Origin of the sequence: Escherichia sp. MOD1-EC6819 (assembly GCF_002965765.1) — a bacterium.
Classification (GTDB): Bacteria; Pseudomonadota; Gammaproteobacteria; order Enterobacterales; family Enterobacteriaceae; genus Escherichia; species Escherichia ruysiae.
In genome coordinates this window covers 191,862-207,392 of the sequence record NZ_PTRG01000009.1, presented here as the reverse complement: position 1 = coordinate 207,392, position 15,531 = coordinate 191,862, and the positions used below count along the sequence as shown (strand labels likewise).

Genomic DNA, 15,531 nt, shown 5'->3' with positions numbered 1-15,531 from the left:
AGTATGGAATCTAATAATGGGGAAGCCAAAATCCAGAAAGTGAAGAACTGGTCTCCCGTGTGGATATTTCCTATCGTCACGGCGCTTATAGGGGCGTGGGTTCTTTTTTATCATTACAGCCATCAGGGACCGGAAGTTACCCTGATCACCGCGAATGCGGAAGGGATTGAGGGCGGCAAGACTACCATTAAAAGCCGTAGTGTTGACGTCGGCGTGGTCGAGAGCGCAACGCTAGCCGATGATTTGACGCACGTTGAAATCAAAGCGCGCCTGAACGCCGGTATGGAGAAGCTGCTGCATAAAGATACCGTCTTCTGGGTGGTAAAACCGCAGATAGGTCGAGAAGGTATTAGCGGCCTGGGCACACTGCTTTCCGGTGTGTATATCGAACTGCAACCGGGGGCGAAAGGCAGCAAACAGGCAAGTTATGATTTGCTCGATTCGCCACCGCTGGCACCGCCTGATGCGAAAGGTATTCGTGTGATTCTTGATAGCAAAAAAGCCGGACAACTCTCGCCGGGAGATCCGGTGCTGTTCCGTGGCTATCGGGTAGGTTCGGTTGAAACCAGCACCTTCGATACGCAAAAACGCAATATCAGCTATCAACTGTTTATCAATGCACCTTATGACCGGTTGGTGACCGGCAATGTTCGCTTCTGGAAAGATAGTGGCATTGCGGTTGATCTGACGTCAGCGGGAATGCGCGTAGAGATGGGATCGTTGACAACGCTACTCAGCGGCGGCGTTAGCTTTGACGTGCCTGAAGGTCTGGATTTAGGGCAGCCTGTTGCGCCGAAAACCGCATTCGTTTTGTATGACGACCAGAAGAGCATTCAGGATTCGCTATACACCGATCACATTGACTATCTGATGTTCTTTAAAGATTCGGTACGTGGCCTGCAGCCTGGCGCTCCGGTAGAATTCCGGGGTATTCGCCTGGGTACAGTAAGTAAAGTTCCTTTCTTTGCGCCGAATATGCGTCAGACATTTAATGATGATTACCGTATTCCGGTACTCATACGCATCGAACCGGAACGGCTGAAAATGCAGCTTGGCGAAAATGCGGATGTCGTTAAGCACCTTGGAGAGTTGTTGAAACGTGGCTTGCGCGGATCGCTGAAGACCGGAAATCTGGTCACTGGTGCGCTCTATGTTGATCTCGATTTCTATCCAAATACGCCTGCAATAACCGGTATTCGTGAATTTAATGGTTATCAGATTATCCCGACCGTTAGCGGCGGTCTGGCGCAAATCCAGCAACGTCTGATGGAAGCATTAGATAAGATCAACAAGCTGCCGTTGAATCCGATGATTGAGCAGGCGACCAGTACGCTGTCTGAAAGCCAGCGCACGATGAAAAACCTGCAAACGACGCTGGATAGTATGAACAAGATCCTCGCCAGCCAGTCGATGCAGCAGTTGCCAACGGATATGCAGTCAACGTTGCGTGAGCTGAATCGCAGTATGCAGGGCTTCCAGCCAGGCTCCGCAGCCTACAACAAGATGGTAGCGGATATGCAGCGGCTTGATCAGGTGTTGCGTGAACTGCAACCGGTGCTGAAAACGCTTAACGAGAAGAGTAACGCGCTGGTATTTGAAGCGAAGGACAAAAAAGATCCAGAGCCGAAGAGGGCGAAACAATGAAAAAGTGGCTAGTGACGATTGCGGCACTGTGGCTGGCCGGATGCAGCTCCGGCGAGATCAATAAAAACTATTACCAGTTACCTGTTGTGCAGAGCGGTACGCAAAGTACCGCCAGCCAGGGCAATCGCCTGTTATGGGTAGAGCAAGTCGTTGTTCCAGACTATCTGGCGGGGAATGGGGTGGTTTATCAGACCAGTGATGTGAAGTATGTGATTGCCAACAACAACCTGTGGGCCAGCCCGCTGGATCAACAGTTGCGCAACACCCTGGTGGCGAATCTGAGTACGCAACTCCCCGGTTGGGTGGTTGCCTCCCAGCCTCTGGGAAGCGCACAGGACACGCTCAACGTAACCGTAACGGAGTTTAACGGTCGCTATGATGGCAAGGTCATTGTCAGCGGCGAGTGGTTGTTGAATCACCAGGGACAATTGATCAAACGACCGTTCCGTCTGGAAGGGGTGCAAAATCAGGATGGCTACGATGAAATGGTCAAAGTGCTGGCCAGTGTCTGGAGTCAGGAAGCCGCTGCTATTGCGCGAGAGATAAAGCGTCTACCTTAATTATAAATATTTGTAAATATAACCGTCTCCGGCATGTAGCCTGAGGCGGTTTTTTTGTTTAATTCACCGAGAAAAACTTGTTCCGCTTCACATTTTTTGTACAACCAACATGCCCGTGTGGCTCACAAATATGACAGTGGCGTGAATTTTGCGCATTGACGGCAGTTATGATTCGCGGTATTGCTTAACTGTGATTGCACATTTAGTAATCACTGTTTTCTTTTCCACCAGAAACCAGTATGAGGGAAACGAGGCATGAAGAGACAAAAACGAGATCGCCTGGAACGGGCACATCAACGTGGTTATCAGGCCGGCATCGCCGGACGCTCAAAAGAAATGTGTCCCTATCAGACGCTGAATCAAAGGTCACAATGGCTGGGAGGCTGGCGAGAAGCCATGGCGGACAGGGTAGTAATGGCCTGATTCTGTCTCTTTAAAAAGAAACCTCCGCAATGCGGAGGTTTCGCCTTTAATATGTAGCCTGATTTAAATCAGAATGCAGAAGTATCCTGGAACAGACCGACTTTCAGGTCGCTGGCGGTGTAGATCAGACGACCATCTACCAATACTTCGCCGTCTGCCAGACCCATGATCAAGCGACGGTTAACAATGCGTTTAAAGTGAATACGGTAGGTTACTTTTTTCGCGGTAGGTAGAACCTGACCAGTGAACTTCACTTCGCCTACACCCAGTGCGCGGCCTTTACCTTCGCCGCCCAGCCAGCCAAGGTAGAACCCTACCAGCTGCCACATCGCATCCAGACCCAGACATCCCGGCATTACCGGATCGCCGATGAAGTGGCAGCCGAAGAACCATAGGTCTGGATTGATATCCAGTTCTGCTTCGACATAGCCTTTGTCGAAGTTACCACCGGTCTCGGTCATTTTGACCACTCGATCCATCATCAGCATGTTTGGTGCTGGCAATTGCGGGCCTTTAGCGCCAAACAGTTCTCCGCGACCAGAGGCAAGAAGGTCTTCTTTTGTATAGGATTCGCGTTTATCTACCATGTTCTCTGTAAGCCTTATTTTAGTGAAGCACGCAGGATAGCTAACACGTGTACGCTGAACAAGTCCGATCAGTTCGGAATAAACCAGTTCAGCCAACGTAATGGCCATGGAAAACGGTGACGTCCTTCCTGTTGCGATGCTTGCGCAATACGTTCCTGGATAGTTTGCATCAGCGTTGTCTGGCCTTCACCATCCCACACAAGATTTAATAATAAAGGCAGTGCGTCAGTCACATCGTCTACTGCCCAGATGGTGAATTTGCCTTCCTCTACCGCTTTCACCAGTTCACTGTGAAGACTTAAATGGCGAACGTTAGCGGTGGGGATAATGACACCTTGTTTCCCCGTTAACTCACGTTGCTGACAAATAGCAAAGAAGCCTTCGATTTTCTCATTCAAACCACCGACCGGCTGGGCGCGACCGAACTGATCGACTGAACCTGTGATAGCGATACTCTGATTCACCGGCACATCGGCAAGGGCACTTATCAGGGCGCAGAGTTCCGCCATCGAGGCGCTATCGCCGTCCACTTCGCTATATGACTGCTCAAACGTCAGCGATGCTGAGAAAGGGATCTGTTGCTCAAGCTGAAGCTCCGACATCAGGAACGCCTGCATGATCATCATCCCTTTAGCGTGTATGTTGCCGCCAAGCTCGGCCTTGCGTTCGATATCGGTAAATTCGCCATCACCAATATGCACAACGCAGCTAATGCGAGAAGGTTCGCCAAAAGCGCGCGGATGGCCCGGAAATTCGATGACCGAAAGGGCGTTAATTTGCCCGATGCGTTCGCCTTCGGTTTCAATCAGGATCTGCTCCTGAAGGATCTCATCCTGCATCCGTTCAGCAAGGAAGCCTTCGCGCCATTCCCGTTGTTGTAGCATTAAGTTTAGCTGCTCGCCGGTAAAGCTATTGCCTTCGCACAAGGATGCGACCTCTTTACACTGGCGGAGGATCCACTGCGGGCTAAGCGGCAGTGTTTCTTGTTCACCGGTGTAGCGTGCTGCTTCGCGGATAAGTACCGGCCAGGCATCCGCTCCCGGTGCAGGTAAGTGGTTATGTCTTGCGGTAAATGTCACCCAGCGACACCACTGGTTTACTGACTCCGCATCGACAATCTGCAGAGTATCTTCAAATTCGCTATAAATAGCCTGCTCAGAAAGCTCTGGCTCCATCTCCTGGAAATCAGCCAATGATTCGCGTTCGCCTACCAGAATGACTTTCAGCTTCAACGGCATCGAAGGCACAGAGACGGGGAGAGGGCGCGACTCATCAAACGCTATCCAGTCAAAACGCTCGCGGTTAACGATGTTTTTCAACCGCATCCACAGCAGAGGTTGCGCCAGCAGAGTACGCAAAGAGATGATGAGAATACCGCCATTTGCCTGATGCACCAGGCCTGGCTGCAAGGTAATGTCGCCATTAAACTGGCGCAGGCAGCCAAAGAGTTGTTCCGCTTCTACCCAGTCGGCAGCGACAACCTGCGTTAAAGTCGCAAAATTATCATCTACGCTCACTGCGTTACTTAAGCGAATGGTGTGGTCGGAAACCTCATAGTGACCACCCACCAGTTGGCCTGCATCGCTTTGTAGCGCACGTGCGGCATCGGCAATAAGATTCAGATACTCAGACTCTTCCGGGGCCTTTGCCAGCATAAAAGAGGAGGATGCTCGCGTATGCAGCAGCTGCTCCAGCGCAAATTGCAGTCGCGGTTGAGTATCACTGAATAAAGGATCGTTTTCGTCAATCAAATGTGGCTGAGCAAATATTTCCTGATAGCTATCGGTATCAGGAACCAGGTCACGCCATGCAAGTTTCGTAATGGTCAAAGTTGATGTTTTTTAGTCTGTTGTCAAAGCCGCGATTATACCGTAACCGGCACTGCAGCACACGTAGAAAGCACCGACAATACTCCTTGCATGGGCGTTAAAGCTCACAGGATGGAGATTCTTTTCATCACACAGTTAAAAAACTGATATTCTGTAAAGAGTTACACGGTAACATTGAGATCGCTATGAAATATCAACAACTTGAAAATCTGGAAAGCGGTTGGAAATGGAAGTATCTGGTGAAGAAACACCGTGAAGGGGAGCTAATTACCCGTTACGTAGAAGCCAGTGCCGCCCAGGAAGCCGTTGACGTGTTGCTATCGCTGGAAAATGAACCCGTGCTGGTAAATGGCTGGATTGACAAGCATATGAATCCAGAGCTGGTCAATCGCATGAAGCAGACTATTCGAGCCAGACGGAAACGCCATTTTAATGCGGAACATCAGTACACGCGTAAGAAATCAATCGATCTGGAATTTATTGTCTGGCAACGGCTGGCTGGTCTTGCACAGCGGCGCGGTAAAACACTTTCCGAAACGATTGTCCAGCTGATAGAAGATGCGGAAAACAAAGAGAAATATGCAAATAAAATGTCTTCTTTGAAGCAGGATTTGCAGGCTTTACTCGGAAAGGAATAACTTGCCAGGGTTATTTATTTTACTGAAGACGAAAAAAACCCCGCATGAAGCGGGGTTTTTTTACCAGACGAGAACTTAAGCCTGCGGCTGAGTTACAACGTCTTTGATGCCTTTAACTTCGATCTCTACGCGACGATCCGGAGCCAGGCAGTCAATCAGTGCAGCGCGTTGTTTCACGTTGTCACAGGTGTTGCCGGTAACCGGGTTGGATTCGCCCATACCACGTGCGGAGATCTTGTCAGACGGGATACCTTTAGAGATCAGGTAATCAACGACGGACTGAGCACGACGCTCGGACAGACCCTGGTTGTAAGCATCAGAACCGATGCGGTCAGTGTAACCCAGAACAACTACGGAACCGTCTTTCGGATCCAGGTTGCTCAGCTGGCTGTACAGCTGATCCAGAGCAGCCTGACCTTCCGGTTTCAGGGTTGCTTTGTTGAAGTTGAACAGAACGTCAGACTTCAGAGTGAAGTGCTTGGTCTGTACTTCCGGAGCTGGAGCCGGAGCCGGAGCAACTACCGGAGCTGCTTCGCCCTGACCGAAACGGTAGGAAACACCCAGGCTCAGCAGACCGTTGTCCGGACGAGTACCGATGGTGTGTGCGTCACCGATGTTGTTGGTCCACTGGTATTCCAGACGGGTAGCGATTTCAGGAGTGATCGCGTACTCAACACCACCTGCGAATACCGGAGAAACGCCGGTGTCGTGGTCTTTATAGGATGCGCCACCAGGTACGTTAGCCTTGGTGTCTGCACGCCATACCATACCACCCAGACGAGTGTAGATGTCCAGATCGTCAGTGATTGGGTAACCCAGTTTAGCGGTCAGCTGAACGCCCTGAGCTTTGTATGCGCCATTGATGTTGTCGCCTTTGTACGGCATACGACCTAACCAGTCGTAACCCATTTCAAAGCCAACATACGGGTTAACCTGGTAACCACCAAAAGCACCTGCACCCAGTTGGTTTTCGTGGGTCGGACCATTGTTAGGAATGAAACCAGTGTCATGGTACTGGGACCAGCCCAGTTTAGCACCAGTGTACCAGGTGTTATCTTTCGGAGCGGCCTGCGCTACGGTAGCGAAACCAGCCAGTGCCACTGCAATCGCGATAGCTGTCTTTTTCATTTTTTGCGCCTCGTTATCATCCAAAATACGCCATGAATATCTCCAACGAGATAACACGGTTAAATCCTTCACCGGGGATCTGCTCAATATTAACTCTACCGATATCTTCGGCTTATGCCGAGCACCCCTGGCGATGTAAAGTCTACAACGTAGTTGAAAACTTACAAGTGTGAACTCCGTCAGGCATATGAAAAAAAAGATTTGTATAAGGCGCGTTTAACCTTTTTTGTTAACGACACTTTACAGCATAAAATCGCGGAAACCGCTTCAGACAAGCCTCCGCAGGGAAAGTTAGCCATGAGTGAAATCATCAGACGGGCGATAAAAAAAGTTCCAGGATTAATCCTAAATTTACTTAATGATACAAATTAGAGTGAATCTTTACCCCGGAAAGTTGTCTCGTGGCGTGAGAGGTTGTGCTTACTGGACGCATAATAAACCCCATTGCGTTACCTTCATTAGCGGCATCCACAAGCTCTGCATGTTCTTCTTCTGTCAGATCATCTGCTAACCAACCGATCACCACGCTGTAATTTCCCGTGCGTAAAGCGCGAACCATTGATTCCACCGTGTGGCAAGGGGAAAGCTGGTTTATCTGCATCACTTTCGTTAAAGGTAGCCCAGCAGCCTGAACCCATTCACGACTCAGTTTTTGTTTTGGTGTTAACCATAGTTGCCAACGTGATTGCTGACCGAGTTGCTGCAACAATGGCAAAAGCAGCAGTTGCGTCATCATGGGCTGATCTTCGCGATAGACAACTTCACTAATTAGCCCAGCTGTAGTGTTTTCCGTGGAGACACGCGCAATTTTGCTTGCTGCGGATGAGAACAACGAAGAACGATGTGCATAGCCTGAAGTGTACATAATCAATCCAGCCCTGTGAGTTACTGTATGAATATACAGTACATCCAGTGGCAACAAAGATCAACCCTAATTTCGGAAAGAGCCTCGCAAATTTTGTCGTTAGTGACCTGAAAACTTAAATTAATCTTGCCCCTTGATAATAAGTTGCCTATTTTCGTATTTAACGGATCCGTTAATGTGAATCATTCTTTTATATTATGATTTTAAAAGGAATTTTATGAAAAGCCTCTCTTATAAGCGGATCTATAAGTCACAAGAATACCTGGCTACGCTGGGCACCATTGAATACCGATCATTGTTTGGTAGTTACAGTCTGACCGTTGATGACACGGTATTTGCAATGGTTTCTGATGGCGAGTTGTATCTTCGGGCTTGTGAACAAAGTGCACAATACTGTGTAAAACATCCGCCAGTATGGCTGACATATAAAAAGTGTGGGCGGTTTGTTACCCTCAATTACTACCGGGTCGATGAAAGCCTATGGCGAAATCAACAAAAGCTGGTGCGCCTGTCGAAATTTTCTCTGGACGCCGCGCTTCAAGAGAAAAGTACGCGCAATATCCGGCAACGGCTGAAAGATTTACCCAATATGTCTTACCATCTTGAGGCTATTCTCGGGGAAGTGGGGATTAAGGATGTACGGGCGTTACGTATTCTTGGGGCGAAAATGTGTTGGCTGCGACTGCGGCAACAAAACAGTCTGGTGACAGAAAAAATCTTATTTATGCTTGAAGGCGCAATTCTCGGTATTCATGAAGCTGCGCTCCCGGTGGCACGCCGCCAGGAGCTTGCAGAATGGGCAGATTCTCTTACGCCGAAACAGGAGTTTCCTGCGGAACTTGAGTAATTCTGCGCTGCAGACGACCAATTTCTGGTAGTAATGCAATCAATAATCCGACTTGCTGTACAACCAGAGGTTCTTTGCTGTCTGCCCGTGGTTCAAGTTGCTGCATCTGTTGTTTCAGGTCAGCTAATGCCTGATTGACGCGTTCTTCATCGGCAGGTTGATGATGTAGCGCGTCATCCACATAGCAAACTGCGTCATCAAGAAACGCCAGAATTTCAGGGTTAGTTAACTGCTCACGGTGTGCTCCGAGGGCAGAAATGTAACTGGTAAACGTATGGTTAAGGCAGAGTAACCGGAACGCGTCCTCGCGAATTTGCGGTGTGACATTCGGTTCGCTGGACATATTCGACACCACCGACGCCAGCTCTGCATCACGATTGTGTGCATCGCGACGAGCAATACGATATGCCAGACGGTTATCGCGCCCCTGGTGGTATTGTTCGAGAATAGCATCGAGATAACGGCAGTTGGCATCGGTTGCGCGCTCAAGCATTCGGGGCAGATTACGAAACCGCCAGTCTGGCCAGATGTAACTTACCGCTGCCCATGCAATGGCACATCCGATTAGCGTATCGATTACGCGAGGCAATGCCACTTCAAAACCTTCACCCAGCAAGTTAAAGCACAGTAGCACCAGAAGCGTAATGAACATCGTTGCATGAGCGTATTGCACGTTACGGAAGGCAAAAAAGAGAACACCGGTAATGACCAGCAGCACCAGTTGCCCTTCCAGTGACGGCACAAACCACAGCACAGGAATGCCAATCGCAATACCCACCAGCGTACCAATAATCCTTAATTTCAGGCGGTGGCGCGTGGCGTTATAGTTTGGCTGGCAGACAAACAAACTTGTCAGCAAGATCCAATACCCGTGATGCATCCCGGTTATCTGAATGATGGCGTAGCCGAAGCACAAGACCAGTGACATTCTTACCGCATGACGGAAGAGGGCGGATTCCGGCGTGAAGTGACGGCTAAGACGCAGCCAGATATCGCTCAACCCGTGCGGGCTGTCATCTGCGAGTTCATTTTCGTCATTATTATGGGGCAGTGCCTGAGCCTGTTCTGATTCAATTGTTGCCAGTTGGGCATCAATGGCACGTAAATTGTTCAGCAAAAATCCCAGTGTTTTGAGTAAATCGGCGGGCGCGCCGTTATCGCGCATCCGCTCAAGCGCAGCATCAATATGCGTAAAAGCGCGTTCAAAATGCGGATCGTGTTGATAAGGCTGACGCAGCAAAATACAGCGTGACAGTTGCTGGCAGGCCTGTCCCTGCATTGACATCAGTCGCTGGAAACGGAACAGCACGTCGCTGTGGCGAAAATGTTCCCGCAACGTTTGATACTGAATATGGGAAGAGCTGGCACGCTCGTGGATATCCTGCGCTACAAAGTAGTAATGCAATGTGCGACGTGTCCCCCGCTGACCACGATCGCCGCGTAAACGAGTCAGCAACGAGAGTTTCGTCTGATTCAGTGTCGCCATCAGTTGCCCGTTGGCGAGAGCCAAATCGTACAGCGGTGCCTGGCTTTCATCCTCTATATCAGGATCGAACATGCGTGATTTCAGTTCCAGATAACGCGCCAGTTGTTCATAGCAACGCGCCAGATTGTCCTGCAATGGGCGGACAGGGAACAGTAGATGACCAATAAGCGTCAGAACGTTGTACCAGACGGCACCAGCAAGCAGATACATCGGCTGCTGATACCAGTGCTCATAGAGAGACGTCCCCAGCATGGTGTAAATGGCGATCAGCAACGCACCAAAGGCGATTGTTGCATAGCGTTGACCCAAACCGCCAAGCAAAATGAAACCGCTGGTGGAGAGCGTTAAGCCAATGGCAAATAACCAGGGCCAGGGGAAAAGGAGTTCTACCGAGGCCGAGGCAATAAAAAAGCAGAACAGCGTAATGATGAGGTTACGCAGACGCCCAGCCAGTCGGTCGTCGAGATCGGTTAGCGCCGCTGCCACCATTCCCAGTGTCAGCGGAATCGTCAGTTTTACATCACCCAGCCACCACGGAAACGCTGTGGTTCCACAAAGCGCAATAAAAATACGCACGTAATACAGCCAGGCGCTGTTCCAGGTATAGCGTTTGAGCAAAGGACTTAGCATAAAAGCCATAATGTTAGATTATTCAAAACGACGTCGCGCATTGGCTTCACGCGCAGCACGAGCTGTTTCCACAGAAACTACGCGGCGACCGACCGGCCACAGTGCAATAGCGGCAATTTTAAAATTCGCAATGCCAACCGGAATGCCGATGATGGAAATGCATTGTGCGATACCTGTCGCAATGTGCATCAGGCATAACCACCAGCCAAAGAAAATCAGCCAGAAAATATTCAGTACCGTACCGCCAGTATTCAGCAGTACATTTTTACCTGCCGGATTCAGTTCATCGACATGAATGGCCTCATTGCCGTAAGGCACCAGAGACAGTTTGGTGATCTCCCAGCAGGATCGTGTCAGCGGTAAGGTAAAAATCAGCACAATACTGACCAGGGTTGCCAACAGCCAGCCCAGAGTGGTGGCAAATCCGCCAAGCACAAAGTTCAGAATGTTCAAAACGGTACGCATAAAACCTCGCTTTACTGTGGTTTTCAGTAATGGGCGGCAATTGTAACGTTTTTTTGGGCTGGAGCACGTTTTCTCTGACGGTTACACTGATAAGAAATAACATCGTGTGGATCTACAGAGTCATGGAACTGAAAGCGACAACTCTTGGCAAACGTCTGGCACAGCACCCTTATGATCGGGCGGTGATCCTCAATGCCGGGATAAAAGTCTCCGGCGATCGTCACGAATATCTCATTCCTTTCAATCAATTACTGGCAATTCACTGCAAGCGCGGTCTGGTATGGGGTGAGCTGGAATTTGTACTGCCTGATGAAAAAGTAGTGCGTCTGCACGGCACCGAATGGGGTGAGACGCAGCGTTTTCACCGCCATCTTGATGCTCACTGGCGGCGCTGGAGCGAGGAGATGAGCGAAATTGCGGCTGGCGTATTACAGCAGCAATTGGATCTTATCGCCGCACGCACCAACGATAATAAATGGCTGACGCGGGAGCAAACTTCTGGCGTGCAGCAACAAATCCGCCAGGCTTTGTCGGCGTTGCCGTTGCCGGTTAATCGACTGGAAGAATTCGATAACTGCCGTGAGGCGTGGCGCAAATGTCAGGCCTGGTTGAAAGATATTGAAGGCGCTCGGTTGCAGCATAATCAGGCGTATACCGAAACCATGCTTAATGAGTATGCGGATTTTTTCCGTCAGGTTGAATCTTCACCGCTTAATCCGGCGCAGGCTCGGGCAGTCGTTAATGGCGAACATTCTCTGTTAGTGCTGGCAGGCGCAGGAAGCGGTAAAACATCGGTGCTGGTAGCGCGTGCAGGCTGGTTGCTGGCGCGTGGTGAAGCGTCCCCTGAGCAAATTTTATTGCTGGCGTTTGGTCGCAAAGCCGCTGAAGAGATGGACGAGCGTATTCGCGACCGGTTACATACCGAAGACATTACCGCACGCACGTTTCATTCACTGGCGCTACATATTATTCAGCAATGTAGCAAAAAAGTACCCACAGTCAGCAAACTGGAAAATGACACCGCTGCCCGACATGAACTCTTTATTGCTGAGTGGCGCAAGCAATGCAGCGAGAAGAAAGCGCAGGCGAAGGGCTGGCGGCAATGGCTGACGGAAGAAATGCAGTGGTCAGTGCCAGAAGGTAACTTCTGGGATGATGAAAAATTACAGCGTCGTCTTGCCTCACGCCTCGATCGCTGGGTAAGTCTGATGCGGATGCACGGCGGTGCACAGGCAGAAATGATTGCCAGCGCGCCCGAAGAGATTCGCGATCTGTTCAGTAAACGTATCAAGTTGATGGCCCCGTTATTAAAAGCCTGGAAAGGTGCGCTGAAGGCAGAAAACGCCGTCGATTTTTCGGGCCTTATTCACCAGGCGATTGTGATTCTGGAGAAAGGTCGCTTTATCAGCCCCTGGAAGCATATTCTGGTTGATGAATTTCAGGATATCTCGCCGCAGCGCGCAGCGTTGTTAGCGGCATTACGCAAGCAAAACAGCCAGACGACGTTGTTTGCCGTTGGCGATGACTGGCAGGCGATTTACCGCTTCAGTGGCGCGCAAATGTCGCTCACCACGGCTTTCCATGAAAACTTTGGTGAAGGCGATCGCTGTGATTTAGACACGACTTACCGTTTTAACAGTCGTATCGGTGAGGTGGCAAACCGGTTTATTCAGCAGAACCCAAGTCAGTTGAAAAAGCCGCTAAATAGCTTAACCAATGGAGACAAAAAAGCCGTCACGTTATTGGATGAGAGCCAGCTTGACGCTTTGCTGGATAAGCTCTCTGGTTATGCCAAACCGGAAGAGCGCATTCTGGTTCTGGCGCGTTATCACCACATGAGGCCTGCCAGCCTGGAAAAAGCGGCAACACGCTGGCCGAAGTTGCAAATCGACTTTATGACTATTCATGCCAGCAAAGGGCAACAGGCGGATTACGTCATCATCGTTGGCTTGCAGGAGGGGAGTGATGGTTTTCCGGCTGCGGCGCGGGAGTCGATTATGGAAGAGGCGCTACTGCCACCGGTTGAGGATTTCCCGGACGCTGAAGAACGGCGGTTAATGTACGTGGCGCTGACCCGCGCACGCCATCGGGTATGGGCACTGTTTAACAAAGAGAATCCCTCTCCCTTTGTGGAAATACTGAAAAATCTGGATGTGCCGGTGGCGAGAAAACCGTAAGAAACAGGTGGCGTTTGCCACCTGTGCAATATTACTTCAGGCGTTCTGCGAGATAACGCTGATAATCGGGGATCAGAATATCGACCGCGTCGTTGAAATGCGGCGACTGGATGATGAAATCTGCCGTTGCCACGTTGGTAGCGACCGGAATGTTCCACACCGTCGCCAGTCGCAGTAACGCTTTCACGTCAGGATCGTGCGGTACGGCGTTTAATGGATCCCAGAAGAAAATCAGCACATCAATTTTTCCTTCCGAAATCAGTGCGCCCACCTGCTGGTCACCGCCCATTGGGCCGCTCAACATGGCGTTAACATTCATACCGGTAGCGCGGGAAATTAAGTTACCCGTGGTGCCCGTCGCATAAAGCTCGTGCTGTTCCAGTAATGGTTGATGCCGTTCCACCCAGCTCATGAGCATTTGTTTACAGTGATCGTGTGCCACCAGCGCAATATGTTTCCGCGCTGGTAAAGTGCGAGTCGTCAGTTCCATAATTTACATCCATAGTTAACTTTCCTACAGATTACTGTAAGCACTTATCGCTGCAAGATAAAGACCGAAAAAGCCTGCGCACAGGCACAAAAATCTCAGGAAGATGGTTGTTTTTCCGCCCATTGCAGGAAGTTATTGCGCGTTTGCGGATCTGCCAGTTTAAACCAATACTTCAGCCGTTGTTCAGTGAGCACCTGGGACTGTGGTGGGATGGCATCCAGTTCGGAAACACCAGAGAGCAGTGTACTGTCATCTGCCATCATGGTGGCAAATTGCGGTAGAGAAGCGCGTTTCGCGGATTTGTTATAACGCTCGACCTCGACTTCATAATCAATCGTTTTTGCGGTTGAAGTAATAGCCAGAATATCCAGCTTTACCGGAATCGGCGTCGCATCGCCATCTAACAATTCAAGGCGCGGCGTTGTGTCGAAATGATTGGCCTCCCGTTCATTCTCCAGGCGTGGCAGGCGAAAGTTCACCTGGCTAATGAGCTGTGTATTAAAACTGACGACCAGCGGCGGGGAGATATAAAGCCGTTCTTCACTACTGGAAAGATGGATAGTCTTCTCGACGCGAAACACTAACTGATGCGGTCCATTATCCAGTTCAATGCTATCCGCTCCGCGTAACAGAGAGCTTGAAACCTTTTTGCCGTCGAGTACCAGAAGATCAATATCGCTGGACAGCCGTAGCGTGGTGGCAAAAACGGATACCGGCAAACATAATGCAATCAAGGTGGTCAAAATGCCGGTTTTCATAGATAGCTCCTGTCTAATGACCGCCTGAATAATAATGTATCAAAATTTTTCTTTAATCATACTTACTAACATATAGACATGTTTTCCGCTTTTGCTCTCATTCATTCGTATTAGCTGCATGGTTGGTATGTTGGGATTGTCGTACACTTTGATAAATAGTCTGGAGGAAATGATGAAAGAGACCGATATTGCAGCCATTTTAACGTCCACTCATACCATTGCGCTGGTAGGGGCAAGTGATAAACCCGACCGTCCAAGTTATCGCGTGATGAAATACTTGCTTGATCAGGGCTATCACGTTATTCCGGTCTCACCTAAAGTCGCCGGTAAAACGCTGCTGGGTCAGCAGGGCTACGGCACGCTGGCAGAGGTTCCGGAAAAAGTCGATATGGTCGATGTTTTCCGTAATTCGGAAGCCGCGTGGGGCGTGGCGCAGGAAGCTATCGCCATTGGTGCGAAAACCTTATGGATGCAGCTAGGGGTGATTAATGAGCAAGCGGCTGTACTGGCACGTGATGCCGGGTTACAGGTAGTCATGGATCGCTGCCCGGCAATTGAGCTCCCTCGCCTGGGGCTGGCTAAATAAAAAATACCCGGAAGGTTTTTGCCTTCCGGGTATTTGTATGGGGGTTAGTTACGCAGACGCGGCGCCTGGAGTTGTTTGCGGATGGTCTGCGCCAGCTCATCCATGGATGGCTGTTCAGGATGTTCATCCTGCAATTCGCTACTTAGCTGGGCTTCAGCCAGGTAGGTATGAACCGGTAGGCCGTTGTCATCCTCCATCACCACGTGATACCACGGAGCGGCGCGAAGCTCATCGTTCACCGCCAGCTCATCAGGCGACGGTTCAGAGAGCGAATAAACCGGGTCGATATCCACGACCACTCCGAGATAACCTAACAGGGAATGGCGGACCTGCTGGCCGATACCGAATTTGCTGGCAATCATAGTCACCTCCCGGGAAATCTTCACCTTTGATATAAGGGTAAAATTCCACATTTCAA

16 protein-coding genes are annotated in these 15,531 nt (G+C 50.1%); 7 read left to right on the top strand and 9 right to left on the bottom strand.

What is annotated here, in order from left to right:
• The first annotated feature begins 3 nt into the window (after positions 1 to 3).
• From pqiB to rmf, 3 genes are all read left to right on the top strand, one after another.
• Positions 4 to 1,644 carry an intermembrane transport protein PqiB gene (pqiB, locus tag A7Z06_RS14950; protein WP_000445527.1) on the top strand — a complete coding sequence of 547 codons (1,641 nt, stop codon included), beginning with the start codon at positions 4 to 6 and terminating at the stop codon, positions 1,642 to 1,644.
• On the top strand, positions 1,641 to 2,204 hold the full coding sequence (gene pqiC / locus A7Z06_RS14945) for a membrane integrity-associated transporter subunit PqiC (protein WP_000759126.1): 564 nt from the start codon (positions 1,641 to 1,643) through the stop codon (positions 2,202 to 2,204). The genes pqiB and pqiC overlap by 4 nt, the downstream gene beginning before the upstream one ends.
• A gap of 255 nt (positions 2,205 to 2,459) precedes the next feature.
• A complete protein-coding gene (gene rmf / locus A7Z06_RS14940; protein WP_000828648.1) occupies positions 2,460 to 2,627 on the top strand; it encodes a ribosome modulation factor in 168 nt (55 codons plus the stop codon).
• Between the two features lie 68 nt (positions 2,628 to 2,695).
• Here rmf and fabA read toward each other — a convergent pair whose 3' ends face one another.
• Positions 2,696 to 3,214 carry a bifunctional 3-hydroxydecanoyl-ACP dehydratase/trans-2-decenoyl-ACP isomerase gene (fabA, locus tag A7Z06_RS14935; RefSeq protein WP_000227927.1) on the bottom strand — a complete coding sequence of 173 codons (519 nt, stop codon included), beginning with the start codon at positions 3,212 to 3,214 and terminating at the stop codon, positions 2,696 to 2,698.
• A gap of 68 nt (positions 3,215 to 3,282) precedes the next feature.
• Positions 3,283 to 5,043 (bottom strand): AAA family ATPase, encoded by a 1,761-nt coding sequence (locus tag A7Z06_RS14930; protein ID WP_000156474.1) that lies wholly within the window; start codon positions 5,041 to 5,043, stop codon positions 3,283 to 3,285.
• Between the two features lie 185 nt (positions 5,044 to 5,228).
• Between A7Z06_RS14930 and matP the strand changes: the two genes are divergently transcribed.
• Positions 5,229 to 5,681 (top strand): macrodomain Ter protein MatP, encoded by a 453-nt coding sequence (gene matP, locus A7Z06_RS14925; protein WP_000877169.1) that lies wholly within the window; start codon positions 5,229 to 5,231, stop codon positions 5,679 to 5,681.
• Between the two features lie 75 nt (positions 5,682 to 5,756).
• Here the strand turns inward: matP and ompA are convergent, their stop codons facing one another.
• The gene (ompA, locus tag A7Z06_RS14920; protein ID WP_024165063.1) at positions 5,757 to 6,809 is read right to left on the bottom strand and encodes a porin OmpA; all 1,053 of its coding nucleotides are present in this window, start codon (positions 6,807 to 6,809) and stop codon (positions 5,757 to 5,759) included.
• A gap of 355 nt (positions 6,810 to 7,164) precedes the next feature.
• A complete protein-coding gene (gene sulA, locus A7Z06_RS14910; RefSeq protein WP_000288697.1) occupies positions 7,165 to 7,674 on the bottom strand; it encodes an SOS-induced cell division inhibitor SulA in 510 nt (169 codons plus the stop codon).
• A 217-nt stretch (positions 7,675 to 7,891) separates the two neighbouring features.
• Here sulA and sxy point away from each other — a divergent pair, with 217 nt between their 5' ends.
• Positions 7,892 to 8,521: a CRP-S regulon transcriptional coactivator Sxy gene (sxy, locus tag A7Z06_RS14905; RefSeq protein WP_000839139.1), complete on the top strand. Its 630-nt coding sequence runs from the start codon at positions 7,892 to 7,894 to the stop codon at positions 8,519 to 8,521.
• On the opposite strand, the gene yccS is transcribed toward sxy, so the two are convergent.
• Together yccS and A7Z06_RS14895 are read right to left on the bottom strand one after the other, a co-directional pair.
• A complete protein-coding gene (gene yccS, locus A7Z06_RS14900) occupies positions 8,484 to 10,646 on the bottom strand; it encodes a YccS family putative transporter (RefSeq protein WP_000875070.1) in 2,163 nt (720 codons plus the stop codon). The two genes, sxy and yccS, sit on opposite strands and share 38 nt — an antisense overlap.
• Positions 10,647 to 10,655: 9 nt before the next feature.
• On the bottom strand, positions 10,656 to 11,102 hold the full coding sequence (locus A7Z06_RS14895; protein WP_001261238.1) for a YccF domain-containing protein: 447 nt from the start codon (positions 11,100 to 11,102) through the stop codon (positions 10,656 to 10,658).
• Between the two features lie 122 nt (positions 11,103 to 11,224).
• Here A7Z06_RS14895 and helD point away from each other — a divergent pair, with 122 nt between their 5' ends.
• On the top strand, positions 11,225 to 13,279 hold the full coding sequence (helD, locus tag A7Z06_RS14890) for a DNA helicase IV (RefSeq protein WP_105279481.1): 2,055 nt from the start codon (positions 11,225 to 11,227) through the stop codon (positions 13,277 to 13,279).
• Positions 13,280 to 13,310: 31 nt separating this feature from the next.
• Here helD and mgsA read toward each other — a convergent pair whose 3' ends face one another.
• Entirely contained in the window at positions 13,311 to 13,769 is a 459-nt protein-coding gene (gene mgsA, locus A7Z06_RS14885; RefSeq protein ID WP_000424180.1) for a methylglyoxal synthase, read from the bottom strand.
• Between the two features lie 95 nt (positions 13,770 to 13,864).
• Positions 13,865 to 14,527 carry a DUF2057 family protein gene (locus tag A7Z06_RS14880; protein WP_000847775.1) on the bottom strand — a complete coding sequence of 221 codons (663 nt, stop codon included), beginning with the start codon at positions 14,525 to 14,527 and terminating at the stop codon, positions 13,865 to 13,867.
• Between the two features lie 172 nt (positions 14,528 to 14,699).
• On the opposite strand from A7Z06_RS14880, the gene A7Z06_RS14875 reads away from it, so the two are divergent.
• A complete protein-coding gene (locus A7Z06_RS14875) occupies positions 14,700 to 15,113 on the top strand; it encodes a CoA-binding protein (RefSeq protein ID WP_010344453.1) in 414 nt (137 codons plus the stop codon).
• A 44-nt stretch (positions 15,114 to 15,157) separates the two neighbouring features.
• Here the strand turns inward: A7Z06_RS14875 and hspQ are convergent, their stop codons facing one another.
• On the bottom strand, positions 15,158 to 15,475 hold the full coding sequence (gene hspQ, locus A7Z06_RS14870; protein WP_001295356.1) for a heat shock protein HspQ: 318 nt from the start codon (positions 15,473 to 15,475) through the stop codon (positions 15,158 to 15,160).
• Between the last annotated feature and the right edge of the window lie 56 nt (positions 15,476 to 15,531).